Below are 23,938 nucleotides of genomic sequence, written 5' to 3' on the forward strand. Positions count from 1 at the left end.
TGGGCTTTGATTTACAGGATTTATTAGAGATATTAGTTCTATAAACTTAAAATTTGAGTCCATTACACAACCTTTCAGAAGAAACATTGATTCTTTTGCTTAAGAAAAAGAACCAGCAGGCCTTTAGCTATCTCTACGATAACTATGCGGACGCCTTGTATGGCGTAGTTCGCCGGATTGTAACTTCTGTTGAGCATGCAGAGGAAGTTATTCAGGATGTTTTTGTTAAGATCTGGAAACATGTTGATCATTTCGATGCAGAAAAGGGAAGGTTATATACATGGATGATCAATATTGCGCGTAACGCCGCACTGGACTACCGTAAATCAAAGGGTGCAAAGAATGAATTGAAAAACCAACCGCTCTCCAATATCGTAAATAGAGAAGAGGAGCTAGATCGAAGTCAGAATGAACGGAATGCACGGGCAGATTTTATTGGATTTAAAAATGTTTTAGATAACTTAAAGCCCGAATGCCGCATTTTGATTGAAATGGCCTACTATGAAGGATACACCCAACAGGAAATCGCACAACAGCTCGATATTCCTTTGGGGACCATAAAAACACGGACTAAAGCTGCGTTTTTACATTTAAAAAAATTATTAAAAGAATATCGTTAATTTTGGATATCGAAGCTTACATATCATCTGGGATTATTGAATCGTATGTGTTAGGACTCGCTTCCGAAGAGGAAGTCAGTATCCTGAACTGTATTCGTAAAAATAATTCCGCAGTGGATGAAGCAGTAATCGAAGCTGAAAAAATGCTCGAGAACTTGGCTGAGAACCAGGCGGTGGCAATGCCTATTTCCCTGAAGGAAAAGATCTGGGCTAGGCTTGAAGATGAAAACCTCGTTGCGAAGAATGATTCAGCAGATCTTCCTCCCACGCTGATTACTTCATCGGATGAATATGATAAGTCACTAAAAAATTCCAGCACTGAAGAGCAGACGGCTCAGATCGTATCGCTAAGATCTTATGGGTGGGCAATCGCAGCAAGTGTTTTGCTTGCGCTTAGTGCTGGTGCAAATCTATTCTTTTATCTGCAGCAACAACAGGATAGACAGATGCTTGCTCAAACGAATACACAACTAAATTCGAAGCAAACTACCTTAGCTGTATTGCAGGACAAATGGGCACTCATTCAGAACCCGGCCATTAAAACGATTTCTTTAAAAGGGGTTGAGACCAAACCAGATTTGCACGCACTAGTTTACTGGGACCAGCATTCTAAAGCAGTTTACTTGAGTCTTGAGCATATGCCCGTTCCTCCCAAGGGTAAACAGTATCAGCTCTGGGCCATGGTAGACGGACAGCCGGTCAGTGCTGGTGTATTTCCGGTGGCTGCCAGCAATCAGATGGCCAGTAAAATGCTTGATGTTGCCAAAGCACAGGCCTTCGCCATTACGTTGGAGGATGAAGGTGGAAAACCTAGTCCTACGCTAACTGAGCTCTGCGTGATGGGAAATATTTAGCCCTTATTCTCTTAAATTTTTTACTGTCGGTCAGGATTTAATAGCACGAAAAAGCCCCAATTTGTAAACCAAACCGGGGCCGTTTTCACAGGTAGATTAAGACTTTTGTTAAGCTTTGATAAATAAACCTGCAATATTAAGTACAGCTTCTGCGGTTAATGGCTCATCAAAAGATTGTGTTGCTGCACTAGTTGAGATTTTCCCCATCGAGCCAGACAGCGAAGTTACGTCAACGCCTGCCTGCTTTACATTATCTTCACCTGCATAAATAGGATCTACGACGGCACCGATACCCGTATCGTTGGCTCCCGTAATCCAAGGCTTTTGATTTGCGGCACCACCGCCGCGTGCGCGGCGCATCTGCCGGATATGGGAGGCATGCCTCGCTTCGACAGAGTGGATCTGTAATGCAGCAGTAAGAACAACGCGGTTGCCAAGCAAGATGCCTGCCTGTCCCTTATATGCGCGCACTCCGGTATCTTCAAATGCCTGAGCAACCGCTAAAAATGTATCATAATCGCTAAAGACATTTCCAAATGTGCCGCCAGCGGTGAAATCAAATGTCGGCTTTGAAACAGCCTTACTGCCCAATACCTGTTTCAGAAAATTCACGTGAGCTACCTCATGATCCCGTATGGTGGTAATGGCTCCAAGCGGTTTGCCCGAGGGGATAAGTCCAGCTTTGGCAACTCCCATGGTATAATATTCTGCTTCTAAATATTCGAGGGTCAATGCATAATTTAGGACACCATTTACGTCCGTTGGAGCTGTGGCACCATAAGCTTTTTTGAAAAGTTCACTAACGAAAAAGGGTAGTGCTGCCAGCGTTACTTTTTTACTCATGGAAGCTAGATTTTTAATTGCTTCGCGACGTGGGCTGATGCGATCGCTGAACTCAGGATCTACAGCATTTATTTGTTCAAAAACGTTTAAAAGATTCATGATAATTGAGTTTTGGGTGATTAATAAGTGGGTAGATCCGATACATCGATTTTCGATTTGATAAACGGTGCTGCAGCACTCAGTACGACACTAGGGCTTTTTGCAACATCAAGACCATTGGAATCCACAACTTCCATATTGGCAAAACTGCCATTGTCTATCATGTCACGTACCCAAGCAGCATGCCGCGCTTCAACCGAAACGATCTTGCCTGCCAATAACAGGTAATTAGGATCTTTAATAAGCCATCCTGCACCGTTATATGCTGAAACGCCCAGATCCTCAAATGTTTTGGCCGTTGCCAGGACATTTTCCCGACTGCTGAAATTAATACCCGAAAGATTTAAATCAAGGCTGGAGATTGCTTTGGCACCCAGTGCAACTTTAAAAAATTCGCGATGAGCAATCTCATGATCACGGATATCTGTAAAGAATGCCTTTTCCATATCGGTCATTCCCGTGTAGGGGTTATTGACCAATTGAATATAAAAGGCGGCTTCAAGCTGTTCGAGCGCGTATGCGTAGTTGAGAATAGCAATATCGCCACTACCAAAATATAGACCCTTACCACCATTATCCATACCGTCATCATGATCTTTTTTACAACTGGACATACCCAGGATGGCTAATGATGCAGCACTAGCGCCTGCAAATTTCAGGAAATCCCTTCTGCGAAGATCCCTTTTTTCAATTTCGCTATTGGAATGCAATAGCGAATCATTGTGGGGCTTTGTTGTCTTTTCCATAACAAAAGTCTTTAAGTTTTATAATTTTCTGTACTTATAACCATTTACGACTTTTTGGATAGCTTGGATTTCATCATTCTATTTTTTTTAATTTTTTTTTGATGTAGGTTTTAGCTGTTGTAAATAACGATCGTTTCACATGTAAGCGGATCGCTTATTACGGTACTGCTCGGGATAGCAGCGCAAAAAAAACTGATGCAGACTTGCATCAGTTTTTTGCTAAGAGCTATTTATGCTATATCATTTACTTCTTGGCTAGCAAGGGCAAGTATTTTTCATAGCCCTTGGCTTTCATTTCTTTTTTAGGCACAAATTGGAGAGAGGCACTATTGATGCAATAGCGTAGCCCACCTTTGTCAGCAGGGCCGTCATCAAAGACATGTCCTAGGTGAGCGTCGCCAGTTTTGCTACGTACTTCCGTGCGGCGCATGCCGTGAGAATTATCCGCTAATTCTTCGACTAAGTCTGGATTGATCGGTTTGGAAAAGCTGGGCCATCCACAACCTGATTCAAACTTGTCGGTCGAGACAAATAGTGGTTCACCGGTAGTAATATCTACATAAATGCCATCTCTGAACTCATCATTGTATGCATTATCGAATGCACGCTCGGTTGCCTGATGCTGCGTGACATCATATTGCAGTGGTGTAAGTTCTTTTTTTAATGTGCTTTGGTCTTTCCTTTTATAAGTTTGCTGCGCGGATGAATCTTTGGCGGGAGAAGGATTGGCTTTTCGTGCCAACTCGAATAATTCCGGATCAATATGGCAGTAGCCACCTGGGTTTTTGTCGAGATATTTTTGATGGTATGTCTCAGCGTCGTAGTAATTTTGTAAGGGTTCCAGTTCAACAACTATTTTTGCCGGATATTTTTTGGCCAGTTCGGCAAGGCTTTCCTTGATAACCGGAACGGCTGAATCGCTTGTATAGTATATGCCGGTACGATATTGTGTTCCGATATCGTTTCCTTGCTTATTGAGCGAGGTCGGGTCAATAGTCTTTAGGAATAAATCTACGAGCAGTTTTAAGTCGACGACTTGTGGATCGTAAGTGACTTTGACAGTCTCCGCAAAACCCGTTTTTCCTGTGGAAACCTGCTCATAGCTTGGGTTTTTTAGATTGCCATTGGCATAACCAACTTCGGTAGCGGTCACCCCACGGACCTGCTTAAGAAAATGCTCCGTACCCCAAAAACATCCCCCTGCAAAATAAATAACCTGATCTTTCTCGCCAGTAGGGTTCATAGCTTGTTTTTTAATTATTTTGGAATCATTAGTTTTCTGTGAAAAGCCAAATTTGCTGAGCATAAATAAGCCTAATCCTAGTAATAATAATAAAAATACCTGTTTCATAGCGTTTTTCCATTCTTGTTTTTTAATATACGATGTAAAGGTCCGAATTGGTTTTGATCAATTTAAAATTGAGGATCTTTGCTTCGTTATTGGTAAGATATGTCTAGTGATGGAATTCCATAAACATCGATAGAAAATTTTTAGACAGAGGTACTTTTTTACCTGAAGCAGACAATACAATACAGTTGCCGAAAGAAATCTATTGTTAAACTTAATTGGACGGTTATTGTTTCCTATTCGAGGTAATGCCCTTGGCGGATTAGCAGTGCCCGGTATTTATTGAATACACTAGATTTGGATACAAAGCCCAAATATTTTTGCTCAGGTCCAAGCACCGGAAGGATCCAGGTGTCTTCTTTGTTCATTTTTGACATCACAGATTCCATACTTTCATGAATAACAACGATATCATTGGGCTTTTGAGCCAATTTTTCAAATGTTGTATCCAGACCATCCAATTCACCAAGTAGAATCGAGAATAAATATTCGCTGTTGACTAGTCCGATGAATTTCCCATCGTGGCTCACAATGGGAAATATATTTCTTTTGCTATGAATAATATCGTGCTGTCTAGATTTAGGGGTTTCATCAGGACGCAAAATCACAAAGTTCGTTTCCAAAACGTATTTGATACGCATCATGCTTAATACGGAACGATCTTTATCTTCATAAGAGATCAAATCACCTGATTCTGCGAGCACCTTAGTATAGATCGAATGCTTGAGCATTGTTCTATTGATGAGGTAAGATATCGAACAGACAAGCATCAATGGGACCATCAATGTGTAGCCACCGGTCACCTCTGCAATAAGGAACATACCGGTCAAAGGTGCATGCATAATGCCGCTCAGGGCGCCGGCCATACCAGCTACAACAAAATTAGGAACGTTCAGCTCTGCAAGCCCTGTCAGATTGATCCCATAAGAAAATGCAAACCCCAAGAGTCCTCCCATCACCAAGCTTGGACCAAAAACGCCACCATTGCCACCTCCATTAAGAGTAAAGAGTGCGGCAAATGATTTTCCGAAGAGCGTCAATAGCGTGTATCCAAAAACAACGAAGCCGATATTATGGTATTCGGAGAATAAACTATTAAGGATTTTTGATTTTCCGAAACCATTGGTTGACAACGACAGATACGCGCGCAAAAGATACGGTGTATAAGCCTATCAGTACAGCTATTAGCAGGTAGAAGAATAAGGCGGATACCTGCCAGTAGGAATTAAAGTTCGTAAATAGGGGTTCACTGTAGAGCAGCCGCGAAACCACTGATGCCATTGCAGAGGAAATTAGCAGTGGAATAAAAACAGGAATGGAAAATTCGGGTAGCAGAATTTCAATGGCAAAGATCATTCCTGCCAAAGGACTATTAAATGCACCAGCAATACCTGCAGCTGCACCGCAGGCCAGTAGCATGGTCACTTCTTTGTTTTGTAATCCAAAAAAACGCGCAATGTTTGAACCAATAGAAGATCCGCCCAAGGCAACGGGAGCCTCCAAACTACAGGAACCTCCAAATCCGACAGTGATCGCTGAAGTCACCACCTGTGAATAAATATTACTGGGATCCAGTCGGCTTCCTTTTCGGCTGATCGCATAAATAATCGGCGTTATACCATGTTCTATCTTTTTGCCTTTGATAAATTTTCGGACAAATAATACACTCAGCAGAATACCGATCAACGGAAAAACCAGATACAAAGAATACTTTAATTTCCAGTCAATATCGTTCTGGATACTTGTCGCAATAAAATGAGTCAGTCTCTTTAAAACGGATGCCATGAGCCCGCCAACAATACCGACCAAAAAGGCCAAGATGATGATAAAGTTCCGATTCGAAACTTTTCTCATACGCCATTGGTTGATATGGTCTATTTTTTTATAGAAAGTCTTTTTAAAATTTGCCATTTTGAATTATTCAGCACACTAACTTACAAGTTTTTTATAGAACTGCTGATTATACTACTGGTCCCACTATTGCTCAATAAAATTAAGATTCCGCATCTTCTGGGATTACTTGTTGCAGGCGCAGTCGTGGGGCCTTATGGATTCAATCTATTATCGCGCGATAGCAGTGTTGTAGTAACAGGAACAACAGGTCTGCTGTATATCATGTTTCTTGCCGGTCTGGAAATTGATATGGGAGATTTTAAAAAGAATAAATGGAAAAGTATTACTTTCTCCATCTATACGTTTTTAGCACCTTTTGTGTTGGGGTTTGCCGGAGGTTATTATATACTCCACTTTTCTTTACTGACATCGATTTTATTTGCAGCTTTATTCTCTTCGCATACCCTAATTGTATACCCCATGATCAGCGCCTTGGGGATAGCAAAAAATTCTGCCGTCAATATTACAGTCGGAGGTACGATGATTACAGATGTGCTTACACTTTTGGTATTGGCAGTTATCGTGGGGCTATCTCAAGGAGATGTAGGTGCTGCATTCTGGTTACAGTTGAGTATTTCCATGATTGTTTTTGTGCTTGTTGTGCTCTTGATTTTCCCTATAGTAGCTCGGTGGTTCTTTAAGCATGTGTCAGATAAGATATCGCAGTATATTTTCGTCGTTGTCATGATTTATTTAGCTTCGATATTAGCAGAGTTGGCTGGGATTGAATCAATTATCGGGGCTTTCTTTGCCGGACTTGCGCTTAATAGGCTTATACCGCACACCTCTTCGCTGATGAATCGTATAGAATTCGTTGGGAATGCCATTTTTATTCCATTTTTTCTCATTAGTGTAGGCATGCTAATTGATTTCTCGGCATTCATTAAAAGCTGGGAAACCTTGGGCGTGGCAGCCATTATGCTATTAGCATCTATTGGGGGTAAATATATTGCAGCAATGTTGATACAAAAAACTTATCGCCTGAGTAAGGATGAGGGGAGACTTGTTTTTGGGATGAGTTCGGCATCAGCAGCGGCGACATTGGCAACCGTTATGGTCGGCTATAATATAATTCTCGGCCAGACTGCTGAAGGAGAGCCTATTAGACTGCTTAATAAACATGTATTAAACGGTAGTATTCTCTTGATCCTGATTTCTTGTACGATTTCGTCTTTTGTGACCATGTCAAGTGCACAGCGGATCGCCGAAGAGGATAGGGAAAATACCGTCGCTGGAGATAAACTTCCTAAGGCGCATATTCTATTACCTATTAATAAACAGGAGATGACGGAGAAAATGATTAATTTGGGAATGTTAATACGTACAAAATCAAATAACGATCAGCTCTTTGCCTTAAATATAATCAGTGAAGATAATAACGAATCTTCGGTAAAGAATGCGGAAAAAATCCTCGAAGCCGAGGTAAAGCTCGGTGCCGCTGCAGACGTAGAAGTTAAAGCAATTACGCGCCACGATAATGGCGTGGTAGGGGGAATTAATAATGTCATTAAGGAAAAATCCATTAGCGACCTGGTGATCGGCCTTGATAAGGAAAAAGGTTTTTCAACTTCTTTCATGTACAATTTGTACAATGGATATTTAAAAAATGAACATGCCAACTTAATGATTTACAGTGAGATATAATCTATTTCAACAGTAAAAGAATATGTGGTATTGGTGCCACCTCTCGCATATCAGGAATCTGGATTTTTTGAAGTATTATTGAAAATTTGGAATATTGCGCGTAATTCAGCCTCCTCTTTAAGATTCTATGCCACCCAACATACCATTCAGATTCTACAACGTGTTGTCAAAAAATCCGCAATAGAAGCTTCGTTTTACACAATTACCAATTGGACCGAAGTAGATACCGTAATTCGTGAATTAAAGTCAAATCAGAGCATGATCGTTCTCATGGCCGACCGTAACCGCTTTTCCTATAGATCCCCGGTACATACAATAACACAATTTTTGAATGAAAACCGGATAGAAAACAATTATTTGCTCATTTATCCATACACGGAAAATGATGCGGGAACCGCGGAAAAGCGCACTGTCAATAACCATCAAGATTTTGCCGAAATCGGCAAGTTAATACAGAATGTCTTTTGCTAAAGCATATTTTTTAGTCTAGTAGAAGCAGGAAGTTACTCTGCTTTTAAGCTTTTTAGACTAAGGGTTTTGCTCACAGACTATATGTACTTATTCCGCATTAAGCTATCCATTGCTGGGGGAGGAATTTTGTGAAAGAGTTCGAAAAGTCGGGCAGTTCGTTTTTACTCAGGTTTTAAAGTGAAAGGTGCAAGTTTCGATAGGTCAGATTAATTTTGTAAATTAGTAACAATATGATAGCGTTGATGGAAGACAGGACTGTTGATTTTACCATATTTTTATTTAATATATCAGTAGCTTTATGCGTGAAATTAATTGTCATGAGGAAAAAATTCACCTGTGTGGAAATATACAGTCTTTTGGGTATCTGTTTATTTTTGAAGACGATAAGTGTATCGGAGTAAGCGAAAACTGTGCCGCTATTGCAGGTGAAGAATACGCCGCAATGCTGGGCATGACTGTAGATGATGTTCTTCATCGGATAGTTCCTTCATTTGAACTTCGAGGAGAGAACATTGAACAGGCTGTTTCCGACAGCATGTTTGCCAGATATTCCGATCGGGTGACTATCCTTCAAAACGATTATTTTTTAAGTCTCTATAGATATGATGGCAAAATTTATCTTGAAATAGAGGCCTGCAATCCGCTCGCTGTCAAAACAACCAAATTATATTATTATGCAAAGCATTTAGATGACCGGAGTGGCGGAAAGTCTTGCTGGCAGGCATTGACTGAATTGATTAAGGACATTATTCACTATGATCGGGTGATGGTGTATCGCTTTTTGGAAGATAATAGTGGGCAGGTTATTGCAGAGAGCAAGACTGCTGATCTGGAATCGTTGATGAATTATCGTTATCCGGAATTCGATATTCCGGCACAGGCGCGTGAGCTTTACCGTATTTTTCATGCCCGCCATACGGCGGATGTCAATGAGGAAGCGATTCCGCTGATGGGGCGGAGTGCCGATGATCTTGATCTTACACGCTGCAGCCTTCGGGCGCTTTCACCCATGCATTTACAATACCTTAAAAATGCCGGCGTAAAGGCGAGTGCGAGTTTTAGCATTATCGTGGACGATGAGCTCTGGGGGCTTGTTGCCTGTCAGAATCGAGAGCCAATGCATGTCGATCTTTCACAGCGCCATCTATGTATTTTTCTTACACAATACGCTGTCAACAATTATCTGGCAGATTTTCAGAAGAAACAGGTAAAAGTTCAGAAAAATCTATCGCAGCTGAAGCATGATCTAAAAAGTGATTTGTTGGTCAAGCGCGACTTGTATGACGTATTGGAAAAGTATGCCGTGCGTATTATGGAGGTAATGAATGGGCAGGGTCTACTCATTAAACGTGATCGTGCGATCATGATGGTGGGTGAGGTGCCTGATAAAAAAATACTCCGAGAAATTGATAAACAAATAGCCAATGCAGAGTTTTTTGCGACAGATAGATTTAAATGCGATGGTCTTTCCAAAGATGTTGAAATGCATCCTGGTGTACTTCGCATCAGTATTCTGCCCGCAAATAACTGGTACTTATATGTCTTTAGGAAAGAACGCCTGATCGAAGAGACCTGGGCAGGGAAGCCAGAAAAGGTGATGCAGGTTGACGAAGATAGAAAGATCACCTTTCCCTCGCCACGTTCGTCATTCGAGGCCTGGAAAAAAATTACAAAGGGAAAAGCCGAAAAATGGCAATCTTCTGAACTCGCTTTTATTGAGGATATTACACACATTATTCAGCAAGCGGTAGCACAGCGCGGGGGAGAGATTGATGAATTGAACAAGAAACTGGTGCGCTCTAATAACGCGCTTGATACGTTTGGCTATACGCTGACCCATGATCTTAAAAATCCGCTGACGACAATACAGCTCACTGCACAAATGTTGCTCCATAAAAAAGACATCTCTGAAGAACTGCTTGCAAAGTCAATGAAAAATATCTTGGAGGGGACGCAGCTGATGCGGGATATGATGGATCGAGTCTACCAAATGTCAAAGGTAAATCATGTCGACTTTGTGTTCGAACCAATTAATCCACAGTCCAAGATTGTCAATATCGTTGAAAATTGCAAACAGCAATACCAAGTCCCGCATTTAGAATTTATAATGGGTGAAACACTACCTGTATTGGGGGAGAGAACATTGATTTATCAATTATTTCTGAACCTTGTTGGCAATGCCATAAAATACAGCAGTAAGAGGCAAAACCCGCAGGTATCCGTTGAGAGCATGCGGCAGGGAAATACGGTCCGGTATGATATCAAGGATAATGGAATCGGAATAGATTTGAAGGAGGGCGACAAAATTTTTGAAATCTTTGCCCGAATGGCCAACTCAGAAGGCTTTGAAGGTTCGGGGGTTGGCCTTTCCATAGTTAAACAAATTGCGAATAAGCTCAATGCAGCTATTCAGGTGGAAAGCGAATTAGATGTCGGTACTACATTTTCAGTCGTCTTCAAAGATGTACCTGAAGCAGATCGTAAGCATTTAGTATCTTAATTAAAGGAAAGTAGACTTTTATCCAATAAATTGTCTATCTTGTAAAATCTCAAAGAAAGATTATATAAACGGTTTGGTAACCAAGTATCTGCCCAGCTTAGGTCTATATTTTTAATCCCCCCACAAGACCATATTTTTCAATCATTGCGGTGTTTTTAAACAATCAAAAAATGAAAAAGAAAATTGTTGTTTGTGATGATGATGCCACCATCCTTAACGTTTTGGAGCTGGCGCTAAAAAATGAATTTAGAGACGTTTATTTAGTGTCGAAAAGTAGAGAACTTATTGCATCTATCGAAGAAATTGACCCTGATATTATATTATTGGATATTGAAATGCCATGGTTGTCAGGTGGCGATATCATTCGTGAACTCCGAAGTATGGAAAAACATCAAAATATCCCGGTGATCATGATGTCTGCGAGTTCGCGTGGGAAGCAGATAGCTTCTGCGTGTGGAGCCGAAGCTTTTTTGGCCAAACCATTTGAACTGGACGATCTATTACTTCTTGTGGATAAATTGGGCCAAGCGTAAGCGTTTAGCTTTGAATGATCACATCAGCTGCATAAAAGCACTTTTTTTAAAAAGTGCTTTTATATGTGCCTAGTCAGCGTGTACTTGGGGACTAGTTTTTCAGTATGCTATTAATTTTATCGGTGATATCGGTTAAATCAAAGGGTTTGGCGATAAAACCATTTGCTCCTAAGTTCCCTGCGATTTCAGGTCCATCGACGCTTGCTGATAGCACAATGATAGGAGTTTCTTTAATTTCGGGTGTACTGCGGATAATTTTAATCAGCTGGTCACCAGAAATTATTGGCATCCAGAGGTCTAGCAGCAAGAGGTCCGGCTTATGCGAAATTAATTGCTTTGTCAAGTGCGTGCTATTTATTTCGCACACGACATTAAATCCTTCTAGTTCTAAAAAAAGCTCCAGCATCTCGAGTATTCCTCGGTCGTCATCACAGATCATTATCTTTTTAGGCTGCATATTTTTTATTTGTTGATTAGAATGGGTAATGTAAAATTAAATGTGGATCCTTCTCCTGGCTCGCTTTCGACCCACAGTGTCCCTTTGTGGTGTAAGATAATCTCATGCGAAACATAGAGCCCAATGCCTAAACCCGGAAACTTTTTCTGTATATGGCTGACGCGAAAAAATCGCTCGAAAATTTTTTGTCTATCCTGATAGCTTATGCCCATGCCATAATCACGTACGGAGATTTTAACAAAGTTGGCTACCTTGTGGATACTAACTTCAACTTTTTTCGACTCGGGTGAATATTTAATAGCATTGGAGAGCAGATTGTTCAGCACTTGGATAATCTGTAGCTCGTCGCCCTCGACGATACTATCCGTATTTCCCGTGAGGTGGATGTCAGAATCAGGTGCCGCCAATCGCATGCTTTCAACGGCATCTTGGATGGTCTTATCGATCTCAAATGGCTCCATGTGCAACTCAAGATTTCCAGATTGAATTTTAGACGTATCTAAGAGTTTTGCTATCAGCATGTTCAAGCGATCGATATAAGCTGTGATTTTATCTAACGTTGACACATATTTCAAATCGGTGTTTTCGGTACCCAATCGCTGCAAGATCTGGAAGAGACCTTTAATTGTTGTGAGTGGAGTCTTCAGTTCGTGGCTCGCAATGGAGAGGAAATCATCTTTACGCCGATCCTGCTCCTTCTTTTCTGTAATATCTTCGATGGCGATTAGAATCCTATCTTTGTACTGGCCCTCGAATTCAATACGATAAGCATTAAGCAGCATAACTTTTCGACCAATATGAGGAAAGATATGGTCTACCTCATAATCGATAACCGGGTTATTGGTGGGCAATATCTGAGTGAGCATCTCTTTTAACGAAGAAATATCCCACTGCTGATTACCAAGATCAAATAATAGTTTTCCTACCGTTTCTTCTGTGGTGACTTTAAACGAGTTTAGAAAATGTCTATTGGCGCTCAGGACGATGTAATTGGCATCGAGTACCAAGAGACTTTCTCGTACTGTTTCAATAATACTGGACAGAAAGCTTTCTTTATCTTGAAGTTCTTTGGTTCTTTGCTGTATTTTGAGCTCCACATGGGACTTCTCTTCCCGAAGATCATGCTCCGCTTTTTTTCGATCACTGATATCATTTTGAACACCAATAAAATGAGTTACCTGACCTTCTTCATTCTTCACTGGTGAAATAAAAAGTTCGTTCCAAAAAAGCGTTCCATCCTTGCGATAATTTCGAATTTCAATCTTACATTCTTCGCCACGCTCAATAGCTTCTTTGATAATCTTACGTTCGGCTTGCGAACGGTCCTGAGCCTGTAAAAATCTGCAGTTGTGGCCAATAATTTCATCGTGGGCATAACCACTGATGGTTTCGAAAGCTTTATTGCAATAAATGATGGGATTATCATACTGCAGATTGTCTGTAATTATAATACCCGAATAGGCAGAATTCAATGCTTTTAGATAAAGATCTAGATCATTGTTCTTGTTTTCAATACGTTGCGTTGAATTGTTGATGCCGGAAGCATTTTTTTTCATATATTTTAAACTCCCATATTAATTAAGGTGTCCCAATTTAGTCGATAATTTTGAAATTGAAGCGGATTTTGGCATGTCTAAATTCAAAACCCGTATAAATCCCTGCTGAAAATATAAGAAAATATAATCAGTGCAAATGATATCAGGACACCTATTTTTGATCTGACTGAACCGATGTAACTGGAACGCGGAACTGCGGGCATTTATTGTCGCGGTTCAGCGCTGTGTACTGACCTTGGGCACTTTTTCAGCTGTCGAAATCGCTTATACTGCAAATATTTCCGAATCACTGCCTTATTGATTTCTATTGCCTTTATGGTAATACGAAATGTGTTTGTTGATCCCTTGCGCCGCATCATTTCTGTCGGGAGATACCCTGACGGGGGCATATTGCAATGATACAATATCCATGCTGTCGATCTCGGGCATTTTAAGCGGGCGGTACCAAGAAGGTGGGTTCGTGAGATTGCCCGTCTCTTTGCGATCTGTTTGTTCTGTTGATTCCTGTACAGAACGTTGTTTCCAGCGTCTGTATATGAGCAGTGCTGCTCCGGCAACTGCTGTAATAACGAGTCCGATTTGTGCTTTCATAGTTTTTTCTTTAAAAATTGAACCATATTTCTTTTGAAATGAATTATACTCCTTTCAAAGGAACAGTACTGTTTTCAAACTGAACAATACTCAAATCAAAAAGTTCAATAAAAAAAGAATCAGCGTCTATGGGTGCTCTCGTAAGAAATTGCTGTAAAGCATAACCGATTGCCGTAAATAAGCTTTGACAGTTTTAAAGATTCAGCTTATTTTTGTTCACAAAACACAGACAGTTAACAGGACATGGAATCACTCTTTCGCGCATGGAAAACGAGCCGGATGGCTTACCTTAAATTCTTTGAAAACTATTCTTTGGAACAGCTCAATCGCATTCCTGATGGCTTCAGCAACAACCTGATCTGGAATATCGGTCACATCATTGCCACACAGCATAAATTAATCTATATCGGATCAGAGCTAGAAGGACATATCCCTGATCAAATCTTCAACAGCTACCAGTCCGGAACAAGGCCTTCAGCAGCGGTATCGCAGCATGAAGCTGATCTGCTGAAAAGATTGCTCCTCGAGCAGATTGAACCAACCATCCGTGATTTTAACAACAAAAAGTTTGTGACCTATCAGGAACGCACAACCGGAACGGGCTTCCATCTCACTTCGATTTTCGATGCCTTCGAATGGAATAACTTTCATGAAGGCCTGCATTTGGGTTATATGATGAGCATTAGAAAGTTTATCTCGTTGGATTAATGCTCAACTCTTTTGCCTTTCTATGTTTAAACCCTTACCTTAGCGCATTACTAGACCTTATTTTTGCCCCGCATAGTGTTGTTCGGATGGCAATGATCTAGGGGTTTTATTTTCAATGGTTTGTACATGTAGTACGAAAGATTAAATAGGTGAAAACGAATGATTTTTAAAGCTCTTCGATCGAATATTGATGTTGATGATAGTTTATTTAATGATATATACCCGTCCAAAATAAAAAAATTGGCTGAACGCCACTGGACACCTGTTCATGTCGCAAAAATGGCCGCAGAGTACCTGGTTCAATCTCCGATGGACAAAGTGCTGGATATTGGTGCCGGAGCAGGAAAATTCTGCCTTGTAGGAGCTTCTTGTACCAATGGAATGTTTTATGGTGTGGAACAGCGCGAATCACTGGTGGAGCTTTCCAACGGGTTGGCCGAGAAACATCAGGTGCAGAATGTAGCGTTTATTCATGCCAATATTGACGAGATTTGTTTTTCAGACTATGACGCGTTTTATTTCTATAACTCCTTCTATGAAAATATGGATACATCAAGTCCAATTGATTACGCGATACAGCCTGATCCAAAACTTTATCATGCATATACTGAGTGTCTGCGGAATCGGCTTGCGCTACTGCCCATTGGTACCCGTGTGGTTTCCTATTGGAGCGGTTGGGAAGAGATTCCCTGTAATTTTGATCTGGAGTATACGGCATGCGACGGTTTTCTCAATTTTTGGCGGAAATTGGGTTAAGGAGCTGTCGCTGTTTGATCGTATAAAAATTTCAAGACATGGAATCACTCTTTCGCTCATGGAAAACGAGCCGGTTGGCTTATCTCAAATCTTTGGAAACTATTCTTTGGAACCGCTCAATCGCATTCCTGACGGCTTCAGCAACAACCTGATCTGGAATATCGGGCACATCATTGCCACACAGCATAAATTAATCTATATCGGATCTGAGGTAAAGGGGAATATCACTGACGAAATCTTCAACAGCTATCAATCCGGAACAAGGCCCGCAGCAGCGGTATCGCAGCGGGAAGGAGATCTGCTGAAAAGATTGCTCCTCGAGCTGATTGAACCGACCATCTGTGATTTTAACAACAAAAAGTTTGTGACCTATCAGGAACGCACAACCGGAACGGGCTTTCATCTGACGTCAATGTATGATGCCTTCAAATGGAATAATTATCATGAAGGTCTGCATTTGGGTTATATGATGAGTATAAAGAAGTTTATTGTGTAGTAATATGTGCGGATGTTTAAGGTATATCCTGTTTTAATTCGGCAAACTAGTGAATTATCCGTAAATTTAATCGCTGAATGAATCCCATCAAACGCTACAAAAATTCCATGATGACCAGATTGCTTTTATTGTTATTATTTTTATTTTCTTCGAGATATGCGTTTTCGCAAACGTTTAAAAATGACAGTGTAAAATCATTTGTTGATAAATCCATTGAACTGATATCGGCCAATTCAATTCATAAAGAAAAACTTGAGGTTGGCGGTACTTGCCTAAGTGAAATTAACCCAGAAAATCCCTAAATCAACGCTTCTGTCAAAACTCTTGATTGGTAGATAATCGATGTCGCCCCATTTTCTCATCCTTGCGAGATGGCGAAAAATCGACCTGTTGTTTTTCTAAATTAAATACAGGCCGCTGCTATTCGGTTTGTACTTAGATATCGATGGGCTGTATGATCGGAGCTGTTTTTTTAAGAGCGATTAAACAAAATCTGATACACAACGCTCACTTTCCTGTCTATTAAGTAGGTGAATTTTAGACTTTCCACCTTAATCGTATGATGAAAAATAACAAATTGTTCTAGGCTGTAATTGCTTTATCGCTTACAATGACAATCGAAACCGGAGCCTGCGGCAGATGCGCAAAAAGGCTTGTATAACGGACGAGAAGATCCTTAAAGAGCTGGTCGCTAAGGTAGAGCATAATTTCGATAGCCCGAGTTGTCACAAGGACTTGATCGAAGGTATGGGAACCGGCAACTCCATCAACAGGATTTATAATCAGCAATAATCAAGTGCATAATTGACTTACCAATTGTAAAATAAAAAATACGAAAACGTTATAGTTAAATTACGAAAACGTTGTAGTTAAATTTTGCCCAAACTGATTTTTTGGGAGTTTTGCGACAATTCTAAAACCGACCACACATCTAAATTGATTTTTTATATTGAAAATCGTGTTTTTGAGACAAAATAGCACTTTTTTGATACAATCGAGTCCTGTTTTTCTAAACGCTAATATTCACTTTTACAATTAAAATCCTTCAATGCGAGGGAGCCAATTATAAAATTTCTAAATCACCTAAAGTGAATATTTCTTTATGAGAAACAATTGTAATCTAAAACAAAATCGCTTTTATCGCTTTGAAACTGGCAAATGGATACCCTGTTCCTGTTTGCTCTATATGGTCTTGCTGGCTGCTTCTACCACGGCGTTAAAGGCTGCTGTGCCTTCAGAGTCAATGATCAGACTCGAGGTACAAAACCGCGAAATCACAGGTAAAATATCGGATGGCAATGGTCAGCCTCTGGCCTCCGTGACAGTTAGCGCGCCGGACAGCAAGGTCAGCACAGCTTCGAAAGCTGATGGAACTTATACCATTTCGTTGCCTCTCGGTGCAAAAAAACTGATGTTCAACCTTTTGGGCTACAAGAGTCAGGAAGTCGACCTTTCAACATCCAATGTCGTCAATGTGGTCCTCAGTTCGTCGGCCGCTGAGCTGGACGAAGTAGTCGTGGTGGGCTATGGTACCATGCGCAAAAAGGATCTGACTGGTTCCGTGACGCAGATCCATCCGGACCGCATTGCCAATGAAAACCCCAAAACCGTACAGGATATCCTCCGCGGATCGGCAGGACTCAATATCGGTTACGATGCCTCTGCAAAAGGAGGGGGCTCCATTGAAGTACGGGGCAAACGCTCGGTCTACGATAGCAACAGTGGGCACAATAATCCCTTGCTGGTACTCGATGGCATGATTTTCTACGGCGAGCTTTCTGAAATCAACCCGGATGATATCGAGCAGATCGATGTGCTCAAAGATGCTTCGGCTGCCGCTGTTTACGGTTCAAAAGCGGCAAGTGGTGTGATTATCATCAGCACAAAAAAGGGGAAGCAGGGCAAGCCTACGATTAATATGACCATGAATGCAGGTGCAACACAACTGAGCAAATACCGCAAAAGATTCAGTCCAGAAGCTTACCTGCAGCACCGCGAGGACTGGTATACCAAAAATACCTACGGCATTAATCCGACAACGGGTCTATATGAGGCTTACCAAACGCGGGATGATAACGGCAACCTCACCGTGCCTTATGGCTTTTACTTCAATCCGGGAGAGCTACCTTCGTCTTTATCGCTGGATACCTGGCGTTCGCAGTCGACCAATGAGAACGGCGAGTCCGACCGGAGTATCTGGGGGCGCCGCTTGGGGCTTCAGGGAAATGCGCTGCAGAACTTTCTGGATGGGAAAACGGTCGACTGGGCTGATCATACCTTCCGTACAGGCTTTAATCAGGATTATAATGCCAGCATTAGCGGCGCTAGCGACAGGGTTAATTACTACCTGTCCATGGGCTACCTAAAAAATGAAGGAACAGTTGTCAGCGATACCTATAAGGCTGTACGGGCAAATATGAAAATCAATGCGCATGTAACCAACTGGCTGGAATTGGGCGCCAATGTGAATTTTCAGAATCGATCCGACGGCAATATTGACATCGATATCGACCAAACATTGCGCAACAGCCCTTATGCGGATTATGCGGATGCCAATGGCAACCCTTTACAATATCCGCTCAGCGAGCAGTTCAGCCAGCGCGGTTATAATTATGATTTTCAGAAGAAATACCTGGAGCTGGACAAGGGCTATTCGGTCTTCAATTCCATTTTCAATGCGAAAGTCAAACTTCCCTTTAACATTACCTATTCCTTTAATGCTTCGCCGCGACTACAATACTTCCATGACCGTTACTTTATGTCGGCCGAGCTGCCGGGTTCTAATCCGGCCGACCGCGGTGCAAACCGCGAACAGACCAAACGTTTCGACTGGTCGCTCAACAATACGATCACCTGGGAACAGACCTTCGCAGATAAGCATCGACTGATGCTAACTTTGGTAAAGGAAGCCGAGGAACAGCAGTCCTGGAAGGATCGCATTGAAGCGCGTAATATTTTGCCTTCGGATGCGCTGGGCTTTCACAATACCAAAAATGGATCAAAGGAAAATAGCAGCTTTGACAGCTACGATACGCACCAAACGGCGGATGCATTGCTGGCCCGGTTATTTTATTCCTACGATGACCGCTATATGCTCACGACCTCCATCCGACGGGATGGCTATTCGGCTTTTGGTACCTCCAATCCGTACGCGACTTTCCCTTCCGTGGCCCTGGCTTGGAATTTTACCAAAGAGAAATTCTTCAAATGGACCGATGTGATGGATTATGGTAAGCTGCGTGTTTCCTACGGTAAAAATGGGAACCGGCAGCTGGCAGATCCCAATCTGGCGCTCGCCAACTTGTATTCGGGCAGCGGAAAAATGCATGGTTACCTCAATTCGGCGGGTGAACTGGTCCAATACCGCTACCTGATGGTAGACCGCCTGGCTAACCCGAATCTGCAATGGGAAAAAACCACGGCTTGGAATTTTGGACTCGACTTTGGATTCCTGAAAAACCGCATTTCGGGTACCCTGGAATATTACCTGATGCAAACCCACGACATGATCATGGAACAGAAACTGCCCAATTTTACAGGATTCAGCAGCATCACCACCAACCTGGGGCAAGTGGACAACAAGGGGATTGAATTGACCTTAAATACCGTCAACTTGAAAAAGGAAAAGCTGCAATGGTCTACCACCTTTAGTTTTTCGTACAATAAGAATCAGATTGTACATCTCTATAAGAACTACCAGGATGTACTGGATGCCGATGGAAATGTGGTTGGCCGCAAGGAAATGGACGAAATCTCGAATGGCTGGTTTATCGGGCAGCCCATCGGCGCGATCTGGAATTACCAGGTTACCGGCATCTGGCAGGCCAATGAAGCTGCAGAAGCCGCTAAATATGGGCAGGCTCCTGGCGACCCGAAAGTGGCCAATGTGTATACAGCAGATGATGTGGTCAATGGGGATAGCAGAAAGCCTGTGTATAATAATAATGATAAGGTCTTTCTGGGGCAGACGGACCCGCGATTTCGCTGGTCGATGCGCAATGAGTTTACCCTATGGAAGGACCTCAGCTTTTCGTTCAATATTTATTCGTACATGGGACACAAAAGCTTGTCGGGCAATTACCTGAATAATGACGATGATGGCGGGCGCATGGCCTATGGGCTGGCCAATCTGCCGGCAAAGGAATACTGGACGCCGGACAATCCAACGGACCGCTATGGCCGTATCGAGGCCAAAGGACCAATCGGAGCAGAAGGTGCTGCGCGATTGTACGACCGATCGTTTATCCGGCTCGACAATATCTCGGTGGGCTATACGCTACCAACAGCCTTGACCTCCAAGTATAACCTCAATCGCGTAAAGCTGTATGGTACAGTGCGCAATGTGGTCACCTGGACCAAAGACTGGGAATACGGCGATCCGGAAACTTTCCATCCCGACAACAACCCGAGTGGATGGGCTTCGAGGGTCTTTACCTTTGGTGTGAATTTATCTTTATAACCTGATTAATTGTGATTTACATGAACAATACATTGAAAAAAAACAAATCCGTCGGCAGGGGCATCGCCTTTTTACTGGCCGGAACGCTAGCGATAAGCAGCTGCTCGAAGGAATTTCTGCAGCCCGACCCTCTGTCGATCTATATGCCGAACGAAACTTTTAACACCGAATCGGGCCTGCTGTCGGCCATGGCTATCTGCGACCGTCACCTCAAGGGCTATTGGGCTACGGACAATAACGAGATGCTGACCCTGGGCACCGAGTATATCTTTTCCGAACTGATGGTGGCCAGCAATACTGATAAACGCAGCATGATGGCGGACGTGGCCAACATGCTGACTCCGACAAGTGACAACTCGACGCACCAGAACCTCGACCGCTCCAACAGCCTTTGGTATTTGTGGGATGAAACCTACAAAGGGATCAGTTACGCCAATACCATTATCAAATATGTAGACCAGGTGCAGACCTTGAGTGAGCAGGATAGGAATGCCTACAAAGGGCGTGCATATTTCCATCGGGCTTTCCGCTATATGGCTTTGGTCTTTGAATACGGCGATGTACCTTTGGTGACGACCATCATCGACGTACCCAAACAAAATTACCAGAGCACCAAGCGTGATGCCATTCTGCAGATGATTACCAAGGATATGGAGTTCGCCGTACAATGGGTGCCAGATCAGAAAAATATGAGCCTGATCGGACTGATCAACAAAGGGGCCTGCCGCATGTTGCTGGCAAAATGTTACTTGGCTATAGGGGAGTATCAGAAAGCCAAAGAGCAGACGGATATCCTGATTGATCAGTCGGGCTATGCTTTGATGACCGAAAGCTTCGGCACCTTTAACGATGGGGGCGAGGCGCAGACCTGGCCCATCACACGTAACGTGATCTGGGATATGCACCGCCCCGAAAACAAATTGATCGCCAGCAACCGCGAGGTGATCATGGGGATGCCCAACCGTGGCGCAGATGCGGAGTCTTTCGTTAAAATGTTGACCATGCGGATCTTATACCCCTTTGTCTTTGACAGCCGGATACAGACTGCCGATGGGAAACAGGCTTTGTTGAACATCAAGCGGAATAGCGGGGATTACAATGCAAAATATGACTATATGCGCGCCTTTGGCCGTGGGATCGCAACTTTCCGCCCGACATCATTCCAGACGCAGGGGCTATGGTCTGTCAATGGTAGGCCGGATGAAGGCGACCTGCGCCACAGTTCCAAGATGGGTAACTGGGTACGGATGGAGGATTACAAAGTAAATAATAAGGCTTCCAAAGATTTTGGGAAACCAGTCACTCTGAAAGATCCCGCAACCGGCAAGCTCCTTTGCAGCGACACCATTCGCCGCTGGTACGATGTGCCGCATTATAAATTTTTCCTGGATGATCCCGTAAGTGAAGCCAATATCAGCGGTTCAGATGGTGCAAGGGGTGCTACCAATGGGGGAGTAGCCGATTGGTACCTCTATCGGCTTGCGGAAGCTTATCTTTTGCGCGCCGAAGCGAAATATTATATCAATCCGGCCGATGGAACGATAAAAGATGATTTAAATGCTGTCCGCCAGCGTGCAAAATGTACCGAGCTCTACCAGGGAGCGGCAAACATCGGGGATATTATGAACGAAAGGGCTCGTGAGCTCTACTGGGAGGAGTGGCGCAATGTGGAATTGAAACGGGTGTCACTATGCCTGGCGCGTAGCGGTAAACCGGATGAATGGGGAAATATGTACAATCTGGATAATTTTGATAAACAGAGCGGTACAGATGCCAGTGGCGGAAGTTACTGGTACCAGCGCATCATGCATTATAGCCTCTACAACAAAGGTGTTATTCATGTCAATGCCACCGGGCTAAGCGATATCAAATACACGATGGATAAAAAGAATATGTACTGGCCGATTCCTAATGTCGCGATTACCTCCAATATTAAAGGGCAACTAAAGCAAAATTATGGCTACGATGGTTATAATCCCGCTACGCCCGTCTGGGATAAATGGGAGGATGCCGTAGCAGATGAAGCCAAAGCAGAATAGTCCGTCCAAATGATCCTGAACCGATGTTCACTTGCGACCATCGGCTCGGGATTTTTTAAACACCGTATTTTATACTAAAAAACCATTTTGTAATTACATTAAACCAGTTCGTATGATCAAGAAAATCTTTTTGTTTTTATTGTTTCTCCCGATTAAATTTTTAAGTGCACAAACAGATCTGGCAAAGTTTTCTACTGGGGCAGACCCCAAGGAGATCGGCCATCGCATTGCACACCGCTTTATTGCGGGCAAACATATGCTGCATGCAGGGAAATGGATCAGTTATCCCGAGACTTTCTATTGGACTGGTGCCATTAATTATGCGCATTTAACGGGCGATGAGGAGTTGATGCAGGCTATGGAGGAGCGGTTCTCCAAATTAACGGCAAGTGAGCCGCAGCTGCTGCCCATTAAAAACCACGTCGACTTGAATATGTTCGGTAGCCTCCCTTTGCGGCTTTATCAGCTGACCAAGGAGAAAAGTTATCTAGACCTGGGCTTGCCCTATGCCGACACACAATGGGAGCTTCCACAAAATGCCAGTCAGGAAGCCAAGGACTGGGCGCAAAAAGGATACTCCTGGCAGACGCGTCTCTGGATCGACGATATGTACATGATCACCATCGTGCAGGCCGCTGCTTTTAAAGCAACTGGAAAAGCCGAATACCTGGACCGTGCGTCTCGGGAAATGGTGCTTTATCTGGATGAGCTGCAGCGTCCCAATGGATTGTTCTATCATGCACCAGATGTCCCTTACTACTGGGGGCGAGGTAATGGCTGGATGGCAGCTGGTATGACCGAGTTGCTTCGTATGCTCCCTAAGGATCATGCGGACCGACCACGTATATTGAAGGGTTACCGCAAGATGATGAAGAGTCTCAAACAACAGCAGCGCAAAAATGGTATGTGGAATCAGCTGATCGACCAAGCAGACTGCTGGGCCGAAACCTCGGGTTCAGCGATGTTTGCTTATGCGATCATATCGGGGGTGAAACAGGGCTGGCTAGGGGAGAAACAATACGGTCCCGTTGCCCGCAAAGCTTGGCTGGCACTGGCAAAATATGTAGACGATCAGGGTGCAGTGGCGGAAATCTGTGTGGGTACCAATAAAAAGAATGATAAGCAGTATTATTATGACCGTCCCCGCCATACCGGCGATTACCACGGGCAGGCGGCTTATCTGTGGTGTATAAATGCACTACTGGAAAAAAAGAAATAGGATTATTTCTTAAGGTAAGGAAATACTATTATTATTTAACTTCTGACTATTATCATATAATGGTCAGAAGTTTTTATATTTACGGCAGTTTAGCGAACATAGGGCC

At 42.9% G+C, this 23,938-nt stretch carries 21 protein-coding genes and 1 pseudogene; 12 read left to right on the forward strand and 10 right to left on the reverse strand.

Features of this window, described 5'->3' with window-relative positions:
* The first annotated feature begins 53 nt into the window (after positions 1–53).
* Both ACLCDV_RS11200 and ACLCDV_RS11205 read left to right on the forward strand, forming a co-directional pair.
* Positions 54–620 carry an RNA polymerase sigma factor gene (locus ACLCDV_RS11200; RefSeq protein WP_411973727.1) on the forward strand — a complete coding sequence of 189 codons (567 nt, stop codon included), beginning with the start codon at positions 54–56 and terminating at the stop codon, positions 618–620.
* A gap of 2 nt (positions 621–622) precedes the next feature.
* Positions 623–1,474, forward strand: a complete 852-nt coding sequence (locus ACLCDV_RS11205; RefSeq protein WP_411973728.1) for an anti-sigma factor domain-containing protein — start codon at positions 623–625, stop codon at positions 1,472–1,474.
* Positions 1,475–1,582: 108 nt separating this feature from the next.
* Here the strand turns inward: ACLCDV_RS11205 and ACLCDV_RS11210 are convergent, their stop codons facing one another.
* The 6 genes and pseudogenes from ACLCDV_RS11210 to ACLCDV_RS11235 form a co-directional block, all read right to left on the reverse strand.
* The gene (locus ACLCDV_RS11210; protein ID WP_333888222.1) at positions 1,583–2,416 is read right to left on the reverse strand and encodes a ferritin-like domain-containing protein; all 834 of its coding nucleotides are present in this window, start codon (positions 2,414–2,416) and stop codon (positions 1,583–1,585) included.
* A 20-nt stretch (positions 2,417–2,436) separates the two neighbouring features.
* The gene (locus tag ACLCDV_RS11215; protein ID WP_201668570.1) at positions 2,437–3,162 is read right to left on the reverse strand and encodes a ferritin-like domain-containing protein; all 726 of its coding nucleotides are present in this window, start codon (positions 3,160–3,162) and stop codon (positions 2,437–2,439) included.
* Between the two features lie 244 nt (positions 3,163–3,406).
* Entirely contained in the window at positions 3,407–3,904 is a 498-nt protein-coding gene (gene msrB / locus ACLCDV_RS11220; protein ID WP_411973941.1) for a peptide-methionine (R)-S-oxide reductase MsrB, read from the reverse strand.
* Between the two features lie 33 nt (positions 3,905–3,937).
* Positions 3,938–4,513 (reverse strand): annotated as a pseudogene (gene msrA / locus ACLCDV_RS11225) (peptide-methionine (S)-S-oxide reductase MsrA); the annotation flags it as partial.
* Between the two features lie 233 nt (positions 4,514–4,746).
* Positions 4,747–5,661: a chloride channel protein gene (locus ACLCDV_RS11230; RefSeq protein WP_411973729.1), complete on the reverse strand. Its 915-nt coding sequence runs from the start codon at positions 5,659–5,661 to the stop codon at positions 4,747–4,749.
* Positions 5,606–6,364 carry a chloride channel protein gene (locus tag ACLCDV_RS11235; RefSeq protein WP_411973730.1) on the reverse strand — a complete coding sequence of 253 codons (759 nt, stop codon included), beginning with the start codon at positions 6,362–6,364 and terminating at the stop codon, positions 5,606–5,608. The genes ACLCDV_RS11230 and ACLCDV_RS11235 overlap by 56 nt, the downstream gene beginning before the upstream one ends.
* A gap of 15 nt (positions 6,365–6,379) precedes the next feature.
* Between ACLCDV_RS11235 and ACLCDV_RS11240 the strand changes: the two genes are divergently transcribed.
* The 4 genes from ACLCDV_RS11240 to ACLCDV_RS11255 all read left to right on the forward strand — a co-directional run bounded on the left by ACLCDV_RS11240 (position 6,380) and on the right by ACLCDV_RS11255 (position 11,551).
* Positions 6,380–8,047, forward strand: coding sequence for a cation:proton antiporter (locus ACLCDV_RS11240; RefSeq protein WP_411973731.1), 1,668 nt, complete (start codon positions 6,380–6,382; stop codon positions 8,045–8,047).
* Between the two features lie 33 nt (positions 8,048–8,080).
* The gene (locus tag ACLCDV_RS11245; protein WP_411973732.1) at positions 8,081–8,518 is read left to right on the forward strand and encodes a hypothetical protein; all 438 of its coding nucleotides are present in this window, start codon (positions 8,081–8,083) and stop codon (positions 8,516–8,518) included.
* Between the two features lie 298 nt (positions 8,519–8,816).
* Entirely contained in the window at positions 8,817–11,018 is a 2,202-nt protein-coding gene (locus ACLCDV_RS11250; protein ID WP_411973733.1) for an ATP-binding protein, read from the forward strand.
* A 170-nt stretch (positions 11,019–11,188) separates the two neighbouring features.
* A complete protein-coding gene (locus ACLCDV_RS11255) occupies positions 11,189–11,551 on the forward strand; it encodes a response regulator (protein WP_411973734.1) in 363 nt (120 codons plus the stop codon).
* Positions 11,552–11,642: 91 nt separating this feature from the next.
* Here ACLCDV_RS11255 and ACLCDV_RS11260 read toward each other — a convergent pair whose 3' ends face one another.
* The 3 genes from ACLCDV_RS11260 to ACLCDV_RS11270 all read right to left on the reverse strand — a co-directional run bounded on the left by ACLCDV_RS11260 (position 11,643) and on the right by ACLCDV_RS11270 (position 14,155).
* Entirely contained in the window at positions 11,643–12,008 is a 366-nt protein-coding gene (locus ACLCDV_RS11260) for a response regulator (protein WP_120336105.1), read from the reverse strand.
* A gap of 5 nt (positions 12,009–12,013) precedes the next feature.
* Positions 12,014–13,564: a PAS domain S-box protein gene (locus ACLCDV_RS11265; protein ID WP_411973735.1), complete on the reverse strand. Its 1,551-nt coding sequence runs from the start codon at positions 13,562–13,564 to the stop codon at positions 12,014–12,016.
* 294 nt (positions 13,565–13,858) lie between these two features.
* Complete coding sequence (locus ACLCDV_RS11270; protein WP_411973736.1) at positions 13,859–14,155, reverse strand: hypothetical protein; 297 nt, start codon at positions 14,153–14,155, stop codon at positions 13,859–13,861.
* Positions 14,156–14,398: 243 nt separating this feature from the next.
* Between ACLCDV_RS11270 and ACLCDV_RS11275 the strand changes: the two genes are divergently transcribed.
* The 3 genes from ACLCDV_RS11275 (at position 14,399) to ACLCDV_RS11285 (ending at position 16,115) form a co-directional block, all read left to right on the forward strand.
* Positions 14,399–14,863, forward strand: a complete 465-nt coding sequence (locus tag ACLCDV_RS11275; protein ID WP_411973737.1) for a DinB family protein — start codon at positions 14,399–14,401, stop codon at positions 14,861–14,863.
* 159 nt (positions 14,864–15,022) lie between these two features.
* Positions 15,023–15,619, forward strand: a complete 597-nt coding sequence (locus ACLCDV_RS11280; protein WP_411973738.1) for a methyltransferase domain-containing protein — start codon at positions 15,023–15,025, stop codon at positions 15,617–15,619.
* Positions 15,620–15,677: 58 nt separating this feature from the next.
* Positions 15,678–16,115, forward strand: a complete 438-nt coding sequence (locus tag ACLCDV_RS11285; protein WP_411973739.1) for a DinB family protein — start codon at positions 15,678–15,680, stop codon at positions 16,113–16,115.
* A 582-nt stretch (positions 16,116–16,697) separates the two neighbouring features.
* On the opposite strand, the gene ACLCDV_RS11290 is transcribed toward ACLCDV_RS11285, so the two are convergent.
* A complete protein-coding gene (locus ACLCDV_RS11290) occupies positions 16,698–16,904 on the reverse strand; it encodes a hypothetical protein (protein WP_411973740.1) in 207 nt (68 codons plus the stop codon).
* A gap of 313 nt (positions 16,905–17,217) precedes the next feature.
* Between ACLCDV_RS11290 and ACLCDV_RS11295 the strand changes: the two genes are divergently transcribed.
* The 3 genes from ACLCDV_RS11295 to ACLCDV_RS11305 all read left to right on the forward strand — a co-directional run bounded on the left by ACLCDV_RS11295 (position 17,218) and on the right by ACLCDV_RS11305 (position 23,832).
* A complete protein-coding gene (locus tag ACLCDV_RS11295) occupies positions 17,218–20,574 on the forward strand; it encodes a SusC/RagA family TonB-linked outer membrane protein (RefSeq protein WP_411973741.1) in 3,357 nt (1,118 codons plus the stop codon).
* 311 nt (positions 20,575–20,885) lie between these two features.
* Positions 20,886–22,613 (forward strand): RagB/SusD family nutrient uptake outer membrane protein, encoded by a 1,728-nt coding sequence (locus ACLCDV_RS11300; protein WP_411973742.1) that lies wholly within the window; start codon positions 20,886–20,888, stop codon positions 22,611–22,613.
* Positions 22,614–22,725: 112 nt separating this feature from the next.
* Positions 22,726–23,832 carry a glycoside hydrolase family 105 protein gene (locus ACLCDV_RS11305; RefSeq protein ID WP_411973743.1) on the forward strand — a complete coding sequence of 369 codons (1,107 nt, stop codon included), beginning with the start codon at positions 22,726–22,728 and terminating at the stop codon, positions 23,830–23,832.
* Positions 23,833–23,938 lie beyond the last annotated feature (106 nt).

This window comes from Sphingobacterium sp. Lzh-3 (genome assembly GCF_046764375.1).
In the GTDB taxonomy this organism is placed as follows: Bacteria; Bacteroidota; Bacteroidia; order Sphingobacteriales; family Sphingobacteriaceae; genus Sphingobacterium.